A 12,775-nucleotide genomic window follows, 5' to 3' on the forward strand; every position below is an offset into this window, starting at 1 on the left:
ATGGAATAACTTATATAAAATCAGAACTATTACTGAAAGAACCAACAATATTATTAAACACCCACTAGGTCTATCGACCTTAAAGATTAATAAGACGGATTCTTTAAAAGCTGAATTATTATTAGCAGGTATAACCCAATTAATTACTGTAATTATTAGCTATAAAATTAATAATAAAGATAATATACTCTCAATAAAATCATTAGTTGCTTAATCTATAGTTTGTTTTTTAAAAATTTAATATTTATAACTTAAGGTCAGTATTTAATTTTTTAAACTATTAGTTTTGCAATCAACTATTATAACCCCATTTATATAAAATTAAGCAGATACATTTTTATCTTCGACTTTTTTTTCTTTACTATACATAATTCTACCTATAGCAATGGTTCCAAATACAGAAGCTATTATAAGTACCCATCCTGGCAATTTTGTAGTTAATCTAAGTATTATAGGAATTCCTATTCCGAACACTGCTAATTTAGGATATTTCAATGAAAATTGACCAAAAACTGCTCCAAATATAGCTGGTACTGTATAATTTTTGAATGCATCTGCTATAACTGGAGGAAGTATTTTTATAAGAGCTGTACCTATAAAAGCAGCTAAAGTTACTGCTACTAAGTTAGTAATTATGGAACCTGTAATTCCTAGAGTTGATACTACTTCTGCTTCTTTAGTTGCAGGTTTTGTCTCTGTAGCTTCTAATGCCATAGCTGCACAAGGCAATCTTACATTAGATATGTTTCCAGATAAAAAAGATAAATAAGTTCCTGCTAATCCTAAAACTGAATAGTAAGAAATTGGCTCTACAATATATAAAGCTCCAAATAAAGATGCAATCATTCCCCATCCTTTTAATATAGTTGGTATATTAGGAATAATCCCATGCGCAAAATATAGATAAAAACAAGGTAAAAAACTCATAAAAGTTCCTGTTAATACAGTTATCATTCCTATTTTTATTACAGGTTTATTCCATATTTCATTAAATTCTCTGTTATCCAATATTCATACCTCCTAATTTAACTAAACAATATAGCTGCTGTCATACCTATTAACATAGCAATTCCTAAAGTATATTCTTTTAGCTTTGGTACTTTTTCTGCTATTTTTATGAGTAACATCATACTTATAGCTCCCATGATTACTGCTACTAAATTTCCTCCACCTTTTACTACATCTCCAGAATTTAAATATCCAAATACTCCAAGCATTGCAGCACCGCTTAAAACAGCAAGCCACTTTATATCATTTCCCCCTACTTTTTGACGTATATTTTCTAATTTATGAGTAAACAATCCAACAACTAAAAGCCAACCAGCACCATTTAAAGCCATAGTCCACCATGATGTAGCTAAAGCATTTAAACCATAATCTGCTCCTCCAAAACTCACTCCTGCAGCTTCAGCTCCTACTTTTGCAGCAGTAAGTTCTGTAGGGGCTGATCCTATTATAGAAAGTCTAAGCCAACTTATAGGACCTCCTATAACTGACATCATTCCTACCATTACTATGAATACTGCTACACTAGGACCTATAGCTGTTACAAGACCTGTCCTAAAAGCTTTTTTACAAATAGACTTCTCCATACCTATTTTATTTGCAGTATTGTTAGCAAGTTTAGTAAACATTACCGCTTGTATTGCTACTACAATTATAGCTAGAGAAGCAACTGCCCATACTCCAAATTCATTGGCTATTTTTAAAATTTCTGCTTTCATATTACACACCCCCATATTTTTATATAAATTTTTTTAATCTATAATATGCATTTATTCAAAAAATATAATTATATAAATATAGTGTAATTTTTAATCTATTTAATTTATTGTTTTAATGTGAAAATTGGAATAATATGTAATTAATTATAATTGTGTGTGCTGTTATAGATATTTTGTATTAATAACCTTATAAAATAGTAAATGTTACAATGAAATGTTTTACTTAAGATAAGTTCTATACTTTAATATTAGTATATTAAAGTATATTTGTCAATATATTTTTTATATTCTGAATATTTCCTAAAATAAAATTATTTTTATTTTACTTGATTACAAGTTATGTACTGGCAAATTTAAAATTATTTGTCAGTACATATGTATATTTTAACTTAATACTGATATAGTAAGCTTTTTTATTCTTTTTTCTTCTGCACTCTCTATTTTAAATTTTAAATTCTCGTACACTATCTCATCTTCATTATTTTCAGGAATACTTCCAAGTAAATCAATTACAAATCCTCCTATAGTATCAAAATTTTCTGTTGGTAAATTCAAATTAAGTCTTTCGTTTAATTCATCTATAGATAAAAGTCCATCTACTAAATAAGTATTATTATCTATTTTCTTTATATATTCATTTATTTCATCATATTCATCAAATATATTTCCTACAATTTCTTCAATTAAATCTTCAATGGTAACTATTCCAGAAAAACTTCCATATTCATCTATAAGTATGGCAATGTGATTTTTGGTTTTTTGAATTTTTTTAAATAGCTCATCTATATTTTTGGTTTCTGGTACAAAATATGCTGGTCTAAGAATACTTTTTAGGGTTTCTTTTGTTAAATTTTTTCTTTTTACTTCAACAAATAAATCTTTCATATATAAAACACCTATAATATTATCTATTTCACCTTCATATACTGGTATTCTAGAGTATTTTTCTTCTACCACTTTATTTATAACCTCATCTATAGATATATTTACATCTATAGCAAATACATTAGGTCTTGGAGTCATTATTTCCTTTGCTAAAGTATCATCAAATTCAAAAATACTATCTATCATTTCTTTTTCTATTTGGTTTATAACTCCTATTTCTTCACCTGCATCTATCATCATTCTTATTTCTTCTTCTGATACCTTTTCATCTAAGTTTTCAATATTAATTCCAAAAATTCTTAAAAGTAAGTTAGTAGAAGATGTTAATACATTAACAAAAGGACGTAGTAATTTAGAAAAAAATAAAATAGGCTTTACACTAGCTAAAGCTATTTTTTCAGAATTTTGCAATGCAACTCTTTTAGGAAATAATTCTCCAAATACTAATGTTATATAAGATAACATTATTGTTACTATTATTAACGAAATTTTACTTGCCGCAGGAATTTTAAATTTATGAAACGCATGAGCTACTGGTTTAGATATAGTTGTAGCAGCAGAAGCACTAGCTAAAAATCCTGCTAAAGTTATTCCAACTTGAATAGTTGCTAAAAATTTACTAGGCTCTTTTAAAAGCTTTAAAAGATTTTTTGCACTTTTATCTCCTTTTTCCGACAAATTATTTATTTTAGATTTATTTAAAGATACAATAGCCATTTCAGAAGCAGCAAAAAAAGCATTTATTAATATTAAGATTAGTATTAGTATAATTTCTAATACAATATTATTTTCCATGTATTATCACCCTTTATAATTATTACAACATTTTTAAAGTTTAAAAAATCCTAATACTTAATTTAAAATATAAATGTAATTATTAAGATTATTATCTATATATTAATTATTTCCTAAAACATTATTTTTATGGCATGAAATATAAGTTTCAAGATATAGTATAGAAATAAATAATCTTCCTAAATCTTTCAAAAAGTTTAAGGTTGTTTATGTATCCCATTTACATGGAAAAAATTTTGGTAAAAATAAAAAAACTCCTACCCAATTTATGCAATGTCCTTGGTGCGGAAACTGGGTAGGGGTTTTTTTATTTCTTCTTATTAGAGTGTCTTAGTGAAATGATTTATTTACAAACTTTATTTATGCTACTGGGCTTATTATTTTTGCAAAGCCTATAACTAAAATTATTCTATTTTATGTTTTTGTTTTCCTCTTCTTGCTTTTTCTTATGATAAGGACACATAGCAGAGCAGTTGCTACAATTACAACCAGTGCTTTTTTTCTTGATTCCGCTATAAAGAAACCAAAGTGCTAATAATACTAATATGCCGCCAAATATCATCTCAAAAATATTTCTAAAATACATAATAAAACCTCATCTCTTATATAAAGTTTAAAAATATTATATAATTAATTTAACATTAAATTAATTATTATACAATAGTTATTTTTACTTAATATGTTTTAGACACCATTTATATTGAATTAAATAGTATTTTATTATACAATATTCATTATATAAATTAAAAAGAAATGGGTGCAAAATATGTTTTCTTTAATACAAAATATAGACTTATATATTCTTAGTTTTATCCAAAATCACTTTCATAATACTATATTAAATAAAGTAATGATACTTTTTACTAAGGTAGGTAACTTAGGAATTGTTTGGATTTTACTTTCTATAATACTTTTTATAAACAAAAAATATAGGAATGTAGGACTACTAATGATAAGTGCACTGCTTTTAGGAGGAATTTTGGGAGAAGTTTTTTTAAAAAATATTGTAAAACGTGCTAGACCTTTTACATATTTAAAAATGGCAAATTTATTAATATCCAAACCTTTATCTTACTCTTTTCCTTCTGGTCACACTACAGCTTCTTTTGCTGCTGTGGGAATATCTATGAGTAAATTAAAAAAATATAGATTTTACATATTAACGGTAGCTATTTTAATTGCTTTTTCTAGATTATATCTTATGGTGCATTATCCTACAGATGTACTATTTGGCATAATACTAGGTTTGCTTTCTTCTAAAATAGTATTAGAATCCAAATTAGAAAAAAAGTTTAAAAAATCTTCTCTGTAAATTTTACACAGAAGATTTTTTATTCTTTTTAATCTAATATATTTTATAAATTATTCACCACAATTACCTTCATGCTGATGTTCTCTACATACGCTACCTGTAGATTGTAAGTTTCCTGCAATATACTCTTCTATTACTTTATCACATTCTCCTTCAGCTCCAACTATTACTTTAATATTATTTTCTACAAATAATTGTTGAGCCATTTCTCCCATACCACCAGCAATTATTATATCTACATTTAATTCACTTAAAAATACTGGTAAAAATCCTGGTTTATGGCCTGGATTAGCAACAAATTCCTTTTTTTCTATTTCCTTTCCTGCTAAATTATATAAAGTAAAACCTTCACAATGACCAAAATGTCCACTTACAAAATTTCCTTCACTTGCTATTGCTATTTTCATATAAAATTCCTCCTCAACTTAAATTATTTATTTTGTTTTAAATTATTTATATAATTTTTTATATTATTCCACATAGCTCTTATAGCTTTATTAGCTTTACTATCTTCATAATAAATAATAGGCTTTAATTCATTAATAGAATTTATAACAGTATCATCATAAGGTATTTTACCAACTACTTCAATATTTCCCTTAGTACATAAATCATATATTTTTTCTGCTACTTCTTCGTTAATATCACACTTATTAATACAAACTAACATAGGTATCTTAAAATATTCACAAAGTTCTTTTACTCTTATAAAATCTTCCATAGCTGACATAGTAGGTTCTGTAACTATTAAAGCTAAATTAGCTCCTGTTATAGAAGATATTATAGAACATCCTATGCCTGGAGAACCATCTACTATAATAATGTCTTCTTTATTAGTAAATTCTCTACTATTCTTCTTTAGCTGAGCAATTAAAAGACCTGAACCTTCACTGCCTATCTCCATTTCTGCTCTTGAAATAATCCCTTTATCCATTTTGCTTATAATAACTTCTGCACTTTTTTCTTCTTCCAAAGTTATAGCTTCTTTAGGACAAACTAAAGTACATGCTCCACAACCTTCACATTTATAAGGATTTATATTACAATTTTCTATAGCATCAAATTTACAATAACTTTCACATTTACCACATTTTATACAAAGGTTATAGTCAATAATTGCTTTTTTTTCTCCATAAAAATCTTCTTTTTTAATATCTTTTCCTTTATAAAATAAATATAAATTAGATGCATCTACATCACAATCTACTCTTACAACATCTTTTGCAAGTTCTGATAAAGCAGTGGCAATTGTGGTTTTACCTGTGCCGCCTTTTCCACTTAAAATTACTAATTCCACAAATACCCCTCCTTTACCTTAGTAGCTATATTATCAAATATTTTTTTATATTTCTTATTGTTAACAAGCATATTTCCTGAGGAATATTCTTTTGCTATATCTCTTGAATAAGGCAAACTTCCTACTATAGGAATTTTTTCTTGTATACAATAGTTATGAACTATACTATCTTGTGATACTTCTTTATTTATTATAATAGCCATTGGTATATTAAATTTTTTAACTAATTCTACTGCCATTTTCAAATCATGTAATCCAAATTCAGTAGGTTCTGTAACTAATAATGCTAAATCTACATATTGAAGTGAACTTACTACATTACAAGAAGTACCTGGAGAACAATCTATTATATTAATGCCCTCTTTTATGTTTTTTAAAAGTTCTCTTATTATAGGCACTGCCATAGGCTCTCCTATATTTAATATACCTCTTTTGCAATTTATATTATTTAAAATTCCTTCTTCAATAACTCCAATAGGTCTTTTTTTATAATGCAAAGCATCTGTCTTACATACTATTTCACAAGCTCCACAGCTATGGCATAATTTTTCAAATAATAATACATTTTTTTTAGTTTTAGCTAAAGCATTAAACTGACATACACTAGCACAATCCCCGCAATTATTACATTTTTCATCATTTATACATGGATAATCTACATTAACTTTTTTAGAATTTACTATTTCTGGCTTTAAAAAAATAAATCCATTAGGTTCTTCCACATCACAATCTATATAATTTGCACTCATAACTAAAGCTAAATTAGTAGATATAGTAGTTTTCCCAGTTCCCCCTTTTCCACTTAATACAGCAATATTCAATTTAAATTCCTCCCTTAAATCATTTTCTAATGCCACCATGTTCAGGACCTGATTGAATAATTTCTTCTAATTCTCCTTTTTCATAACATTTCAAAACATCTTTAATAGTAGCTTTATTAGATTTAAACATTTTTATTTCAGAACCTTTTAATAATCTATAAGCATTTGGACCTAAATTTCCTGTAATAACCACATCTATGTTTTCATCTATAACTTGTTCTGATGCCACAATTCCAGCTCCTCCACTAGAAACAGCACCCTTGTTTTCAACACATTTAAACTCTTTTGTTTCAGTATCATAAATTTGAAAATATGGACATCTTCCAAATCTTGCATCAAGTAAATCAGTATTATTTTTACCTTCTGCTGATATAACTATTTTCACAAAAATCACCTCATTTATATTATTGGCATTTGCCAATTATATTATATATCTAGATATATTAATTGTCAAATGCCAATAACATTTTTAATATTTTATAAAATTACTTAATAATTAAGTTTGTTTTTTATAAAATTCGCCACAATTTTACCTAATATTTTATGACTTTCAACAGTTAAATGTACTCCATCTATTTTACTAGTTTTTATAATATTGGTAGTATCTAGTAAATAACATTGATTACCTAAAACATCTTTAAATTCCTTTGAAAATTCTTTGCTTTTTTCTACTCCACCTATAAACATTTTAGAGTTTTCACTTAAAGGTCCTATAATTGGCGGTATTATAACTAAAATTTTAGGTGATTTAAAAATTGGGCTAGTTTCACTATTTTTAATTATTTTAACTAGAGTTTCTACTCCTTTAGCTATATCAAAAGCTGTTAAAGAAAACTTGTATTTTAAATCATTAGCACCTAAAAATACTATAACTAAATCTAAAGGCTTATGTGAATGCAAACAAGCCATAATATGCTTTTTTCCATTTTTAAATTCTCCTTCAATAGGATCATCCCATACTGTAGTTCTTCCATTTAAACCTTCTGAAATCACATCAAATTTTTCACCTAATTCTTTTTTTAAAACACTGCTCCATCTATCTTCTTTAGCATATCTACTTCCATCTAATGGATTATAACCCCAAGTGTTTGAATCACCATAACAAAGTATTGTTTTCACTTTATCATCTCCATTGCTATTTTTTATATAAAAAATAACCCTAATTAATATTATCAATACCCAATTTAAAAAGTCTTATAAATTAAGTATTGATAATATTTAGAGTTTTATTTTGTTAATTTAAATTTTATTTTTTGATTATCTACAAATAAATTATTTTTATACACAAGAATTTTTTCTCCATCTCCCTCAGGTACTTCAAAAGCTATTGTACCTGTTATTTGTTCTTTAGGATCTAGCTTCCCTAATTTTAAATAGTTACTACTGTTTATTGTAGTAAGTGCCTCATCTATTGTTTTTCCTTTGCTATCTTTTATTTTAAAATAAGAAGGATTGTATTCTAATTCTTCTTTTCCTACATTTTTAATTTCTATTGTTATTATAACAAATTTATTCCCTTTTTTAGGCTTTTCAATGTCATTTCCTTTTGACATCTCTACATCTACTACAGTAATAGCTTCATTTTTTAATTTAGCTTGTTCATTTAATTTGTAAAATTCTTTTACTTGTCCATTAGACTTTGTATTATTTTTGGTTTTACTATATGCTATAAATCCTATAGTTACTATAATTACCACAATCATTAACCAAAACCACCATTTTTTATATACTGTATTATTTTTTTCATTTAGTTCCATGTAAATCCCTCCATAAGCTATATTATATATTATTATTTCTTCTAATTTAACCTATAAATTTATTATTCAAACTATATTAACAAATTATTTTCTAATTTTGTAATATTAAAATATTATGTAAATTTCAATTAATTATTTAAATATTTCAATTACAATTATACCATATGGAAAAATATTTCTATGATTGTATATAAAAAATAAGAAATTTATATTTTTTAAATTTATATTTTAGTATTTTAAACAATTTGTAAAGTGTTTTTTTAGGATTTGATTTATATATACACCAAATATTGTAAAACAAATAATTGGATAGAGTAAAAAAAATGAAAAATCATTAAAAATCATAGTCTATATTTATTAATTCAATTGCATTGTACATAATAATCTAATTAAATTCATAAATATGATATATGAAAAAAATTCAATTTTATAATTTTCTTAATTTTGTGAATATTTAATAATATGATATACTTATCATAAATTATTTATAAATCAGAAAATTCTAATTAATAGATAATACTTAATTGTAAAAATTTCTATGTATATCTTGATAAATTTGTTTTAGATATATGTATTTATAAAATACTATAAAATATTTATTTATTCTTGAGACTGCTTATAAAATATACTTCCACTTATTTGTAATTTTGAATTTATTATTTATATTTTGTATTATAATGTATTATTAAAATAAATTTAAAACTTATCAAATATTTTCAATATAATTAAAATTAATTTATTTAGGAGGCTTTAGTATGTTTAATTGTTACAGACCCGTTTGGGAAGAAATTAATTTAGACAATTTAGCTTATAACATGAAAAATATAAAAGCTAAATCTGGAGCTAAAGAAATTTTTGGAGTAGTAAAAGCTGATGCTTATGATCATGGTGCTGTAGATGTATCTAAAGTACTTTTAGAAAACGGTGCCACTAGACTTGCTGTAGCTGTGCTAGATGAAGCTTTAGAACTGAGAAGGGCTGGCATTAATTGTCCTATTTTAATTTTAGGTCTTACTCCTGTTACTCTTTTAGATAAATTAGTAGAAAACCAAATTGAACCTGTGGTTTTTTCTTATGACTATGCTGTTGAACTTTCAAATGTATCCAAAGAAAAAAATAAAATTACAAAAATTCATTTAGCTATAGATACAGGTATGGGTAGAATTGGATTACTACCTACAGAAAAAAGTATAGAAGAAGCTTATAAAATAAGTAAACTTCCCAATATAGAAATAGAAGCTCTTTTCTCTCATTTTTCTACTGCAGATGAAAAGGACAAGAACTATTCTTATGAACAGTTAAAAAAATTTAATTGGTTTTACCATAGTCTAACTGCCAAAGGAGTTAAGATTAAAATTAGAAATATAGCTAATAGTGCAGCTATTATGGAACTTTCAAATACCCATTTTGAAGGAGTTAGACCTGGAATAATTCTTTATGGATATTATCCTTCTAATGAAGTTAATAAAAACGAACTTGATATTAAAAGAGTTATGAGTTTAAAAGCAAATATAGTTCACATTAAAACTTTAGATGAAGGTGAATATATAGGTTATGGTAGAAAATTTAGGACAACCAGAAAAAGTATTATAGGAACTCTTCCTGTAGGTTATGCTGATGGTTACACTAGAATGCTTTCTGGTAAAGCTAAAGTTATTGTTAATGGTAAATTTGCGCCGGTAGTTGGAAATATATGTATGGATCAATGCATGATAGATTTAACTGATGTAGGAGATGTTAATGTTGGAGATGAAGTAATTTTATTAGGTAGCTATGGTGATTTAAAATTCGATGCAGATGATATGGCAGAAATTTTAGGAACTATAAATTACGAAGTCATTTGTATGATAAGCAAAAGAGTTCCTAGGCTTTATATTAAAAATGGACGAGTAGTTAGAATAAGAGAATTAGCTGATTGTGTAGTTTAAATTAATTATATCAACAATTCGCAGCTTTCTCTAAAAGAAAGTATCGAATTTATATATAAATTAAAATTTATTTAAAACAAAATTGTTCCGCAAAAATTTATTACGACACTCAAAATTAAGGAGGTAGAATCATGGATAAGATAATGGCTATAAACAGTTGGCTCAATGGTATTGTATGGGGACCTTATATGTTAATTTTATTATTAGGTACTGGAATTTATATTACTTTGGGTAACAAGTTCTTTACTATTAGAAAATTTGGAATTGTAATGAAAAATACTTTATTAAAAATGTTTAGTAAAGAAGGCTCTGGCGAAGGAGAAATATCAGCATTTCAAGCAGTTTCTACTGCTTTAGCATCTACCATAGGTACTGGTAACATAGTTGGTGTAGCAACTGCTGTTGCTCTAGGTGGTCCTGGTGCTATATTCTGGATGTGGATGTCTGCTATATTTGGTATGGCTACAAAGTTTGCAGAAGTTACTTTAAGTATTAATTATAGAATAAAAAAAGATGATGGAAGCTTTGTAGGTGGTCCTATGTACTATATAGAAAGAGGTTTAAAACTAAAATGGCTAGCTGTAATATTTGCTATTATGACTTCTATAGCAGCATTAGGTACAGGAAATATGGTTCAATCTAATTCAATAGCTAGTATACTTGAATCTACTTTTGGATTTAATAAATTAATTGTGGGAATAATATTAGCTGTAGTAGCTGCTATAGTTATGATAGGTGGAATTAAATCTATATCAAAAGTTACTGAAAAACTTGTTCCTTTTATGGCTGGATTTTATATAATAGGTGCTCTCGTAATCATAATAGCTAGAGCTGATCATATAGGGTATGTTTTTGCTCTTATATTCAAAGATGCTTTTAAAGGTACTGCTATGGTTGGTGGTTTTGCTGGTTCTACTATGGCTATGGCTGCTAAATTTGGAATAGCTCGTGGAATATTTTCAAATGAAGGTGGTTTAGGTAGTGCTCCTATAGCTCACGCTGCTGCTACAACTGATCACCCTGTACGCCAAGGTCTTTGGGGAATATTTGAAGTATTTACTACATTAATAATTTGTACACTATCTGGATTAATATTACTAGTTACAGATGTTTGGAAATCTGGTTTAAATGGTGCAGATTTAAGTGCTGCTGCTTTTAACTCAGTTATACCAGGAAGCCAAGTAGTTATTGCTATATCCATATTATTATTCGCATTCTCTACTATATTAGGTTGGTCTTATTACGGTGAAAAAGCTTTAGAATATTTATTTGGTGAAAAAGTAAGTAAATTATATAAATTTATATGGATTCCTTTAATAGTGGTAGGTTCTGTAGGTGGATTAGAATTTGTATGGGCATTAGCTGATACATTTAACGGAATGATGGCTATCCCTAACTTAATTGCAATACTAGCATTAAGTAAAGTAGTATTTAAATTATCAAGAGAATTTTTCTCTGAAAAAGTTAAAAGCCCTCTATAATAATTAAATCTCTCCTTTAATTATAGATTATAATATTTAAAGCTGTTAATAAACGGAATTTATTAGCAGCTTTTTTTTAATAAAAAAAATACCCTTACAATAGGGTATTTCTAATCTTTTTTATGCGACTAAGTCTATAAGCGGAGTTCTGTATTAAACAGTCATCTATCTAGGCCTAAAGTTGCCAGTAGGCTCCAGCGATACTACCCGGAGACGGGACGGGCAGCCCCTTTTATTGTCTCCCTATTCGATCTTGCTCCAGATGGGGTTTACACAGCCACAAAGTCACCAATGTGCTGGTGAGCTCTTACCTCACCTTTTCACCCTTACCATGAAATCTTAAATAAAAATAAGATATATTCATGGCGGTATTTTCTGTTGCACTTTCCTTAGAGTCGCCTCCACTGGGAGTTACCCAGCACCCTGCCCTATGGAGCTCCGACTTTCCTCTCCTGCAAAATTGCAGCAGCGACTGTCTGGCTTACTCGCAATGATTATGATATCACACTAAGTAAAAAAAATCAATATATTTTAAAATAATAGTAGAAGAAAAAATTAAATATATATGAATAAAAAACCATTGAATTAATTTGCACATAGAAAATAATTAAAAATAATCTATATAAAAATAATAACTCCAGTAGCATAAAGAGAGTTTGTAAATAATTGAAATGAATTTTAGACACTCTTAGAAGAAAAAATAAAAAAACTCCGTAATTCATCACAGGACGTGATGAGCCAATTTCCGCCCCAAGGACGGGGCATAAATTGGGTA

General features: G+C 27.0%; 13 protein-coding genes, 1 other RNA gene and 1 pseudogene. 4 read left to right on the forward strand and 11 right to left on the reverse strand.

All coding sequences use genetic code 11. From position 1 onward, the window contains the following. A pseudogene (locus CLOACE_RS11845) lies at positions 1-214 on the forward strand (transposase); the annotation flags it as partial. Between the two features lie 107 nt (positions 215-321). Here CLOACE_RS11845 and CLOACE_RS01695 read toward each other — a convergent pair. The 4 genes from CLOACE_RS01695 to CLOACE_RS01710 all read right to left on the reverse strand — a co-directional run bounded on the left by CLOACE_RS01695 (position 322) and on the right by CLOACE_RS01710 (position 3,990). Then, positions 322-1,008: a hypothetical protein gene (locus CLOACE_RS01695; RefSeq protein WP_070109317.1), complete on the reverse strand. Its 687-nt coding sequence runs from the start codon at positions 1,006-1,008 to the stop codon at positions 322-324. A 17-nt stretch (positions 1,009-1,025) separates the two neighbouring features. After that, positions 1,026-1,724: a DUF5058 family protein gene (locus CLOACE_RS01700; protein ID WP_175429421.1), complete on the reverse strand. Its 699-nt coding sequence runs from the start codon at positions 1,722-1,724 to the stop codon at positions 1,026-1,028. A gap of 384 nt (positions 1,725-2,108) precedes the next feature. Then, positions 2,109-3,404: a hemolysin family protein gene (locus CLOACE_RS01705; protein WP_070109319.1), complete on the reverse strand. Its 1,296-nt coding sequence runs from the start codon at positions 3,402-3,404 to the stop codon at positions 2,109-2,111. A 409-nt stretch (positions 3,405-3,813) separates the two neighbouring features. After that, complete coding sequence (locus CLOACE_RS01710; RefSeq protein ID WP_084027511.1) at positions 3,814-3,990, reverse strand: FeoB-associated Cys-rich membrane protein; 177 nt, start codon at positions 3,988-3,990, stop codon at positions 3,814-3,816. 180 nt (positions 3,991-4,170) lie between these two features. On the opposite strand from CLOACE_RS01710, the gene CLOACE_RS01715 reads away from it, so the two are divergent. Further along, positions 4,171-4,716 carry a phosphatase PAP2 family protein gene (locus tag CLOACE_RS01715; RefSeq protein ID WP_070109320.1) on the forward strand — a complete coding sequence of 182 codons (546 nt, stop codon included), beginning with the start codon at positions 4,171-4,173 and terminating at the stop codon, positions 4,714-4,716. A 50-nt stretch (positions 4,717-4,766) separates the two neighbouring features. Here CLOACE_RS01715 and CLOACE_RS01720 read toward each other — a convergent pair whose 3' ends face one another. The 6 genes from CLOACE_RS01720 to CLOACE_RS01745 all read right to left on the reverse strand — a co-directional run bounded on the left by CLOACE_RS01720 (position 4,767) and on the right by CLOACE_RS01745 (position 8,591). Next, a complete protein-coding gene (locus CLOACE_RS01720) occupies positions 4,767-5,123 on the reverse strand; it encodes a NifB/NifX family molybdenum-iron cluster-binding protein (protein ID WP_070109321.1) in 357 nt (118 codons plus the stop codon). Positions 5,124-5,146: 23 nt separating this feature from the next. After that, the gene (locus CLOACE_RS01725; RefSeq protein WP_070109322.1) at positions 5,147-6,013 is read right to left on the reverse strand and encodes an ATP-binding protein; all 867 of its coding nucleotides are present in this window, start codon (positions 6,011-6,013) and stop codon (positions 5,147-5,149) included. Then, positions 6,004-6,834: a P-loop NTPase gene (locus CLOACE_RS01730; RefSeq protein WP_070109415.1), complete on the reverse strand. Its 831-nt coding sequence runs from the start codon at positions 6,832-6,834 to the stop codon at positions 6,004-6,006. The genes CLOACE_RS01725 and CLOACE_RS01730 overlap by 10 nt, the downstream gene beginning before the upstream one ends. 19 nt (positions 6,835-6,853) lie before the next feature. Beyond that, on the reverse strand, positions 6,854-7,219 hold the full coding sequence (locus CLOACE_RS01735; RefSeq protein WP_070109323.1) for a NifB/NifX family molybdenum-iron cluster-binding protein: 366 nt from the start codon (positions 7,217-7,219) through the stop codon (positions 6,854-6,856). 104 nt (positions 7,220-7,323) lie between these two features. Continuing rightward, positions 7,324-7,953 (reverse strand): SGNH/GDSL hydrolase family protein, encoded by a 630-nt coding sequence (locus tag CLOACE_RS01740; RefSeq protein ID WP_070109324.1) that lies wholly within the window; start codon positions 7,951-7,953, stop codon positions 7,324-7,326. A gap of 107 nt (positions 7,954-8,060) precedes the next feature. Beyond that, positions 8,061-8,591: a DUF4352 domain-containing protein gene (locus tag CLOACE_RS01745; protein WP_070109325.1), complete on the reverse strand. Its 531-nt coding sequence runs from the start codon at positions 8,589-8,591 to the stop codon at positions 8,061-8,063. A gap of 755 nt (positions 8,592-9,346) precedes the next feature. Between CLOACE_RS01745 and alr the strand changes: the two genes are divergently transcribed. Then, positions 9,347-10,519, forward strand: a complete 1,173-nt coding sequence (gene alr, locus CLOACE_RS01750; RefSeq protein ID WP_070109326.1) for an alanine racemase — start codon at positions 9,347-9,349, stop codon at positions 10,517-10,519. 131 nt (positions 10,520-10,650) lie between these two features. Next, positions 10,651-12,000 carry an alanine/glycine:cation symporter family protein gene (locus CLOACE_RS01755; protein WP_070109327.1) on the forward strand — a complete coding sequence of 450 codons (1,350 nt, stop codon included), beginning with the start codon at positions 10,651-10,653 and terminating at the stop codon, positions 11,998-12,000. A 121-nt stretch (positions 12,001-12,121) separates the two neighbouring features. Here CLOACE_RS01755 and rnpB read toward each other — a convergent pair. Continuing rightward, an RNA gene (rnpB, locus tag CLOACE_RS01760) (RNase P RNA component class A) lies at positions 12,122-12,488 on the reverse strand. Positions 12,489-12,775 lie beyond the last annotated feature (287 nt).

It is taken from the genome of Clostridium acetireducens DSM 10703 (assembly GCF_001758365.1).
GTDB lineage: Bacteria > Bacillota > Clostridia > Clostridiales > Clostridiaceae > Clostridium_C > Clostridium_C acetireducens.

Excerpts from the sequence above, each read along its gene's own strand:
- CLOACE_RS01700 (WP_175429421.1), bottom strand. The coding sequence starts at position 1,724 with ATGAAAGCAGAAATTTTAAAAATAGCCAATGAATTTGGAGTATGGGCA.
- CLOACE_RS01745 (WP_070109325.1), bottom strand. The coding sequence starts at position 8,591 with ATGGAACTAAATGAAAAAAATAATACAGTATATAAAAAATGGTGGTTT.
- alr (WP_070109326.1), top strand. The coding sequence starts at position 9,347 with ATGTTTAATTGTTACAGACCCGTTTGGGAAGAAATTAATTTAGACAAT.
- CLOACE_RS01710 (WP_084027511.1), bottom strand. The coding sequence starts at position 3,990 with ATGTATTTTAGAAATATTTTTGAGATGATATTTGGCGGCATATTAGTA.
- CLOACE_RS01720 (WP_070109321.1), bottom strand. The coding sequence starts at position 5,123 with ATGAAAATAGCAATAGCAAGTGAAGGAAATTTTGTAAGTGGACATTTT.
- CLOACE_RS01705 (WP_070109319.1), bottom strand. The coding sequence starts at position 3,404 with ATGGAAAATAATATTGTATTAGAAATTATACTAATACTAATCTTAATA.
- CLOACE_RS01715 (WP_070109320.1), top strand. The coding sequence starts at position 4,171 with ATGTTTTCTTTAATACAAAATATAGACTTATATATTCTTAGTTTTATC.
- CLOACE_RS01755 (WP_070109327.1), top strand. The coding sequence starts at position 10,651 with ATGGATAAGATAATGGCTATAAACAGTTGGCTCAATGGTATTGTATGG.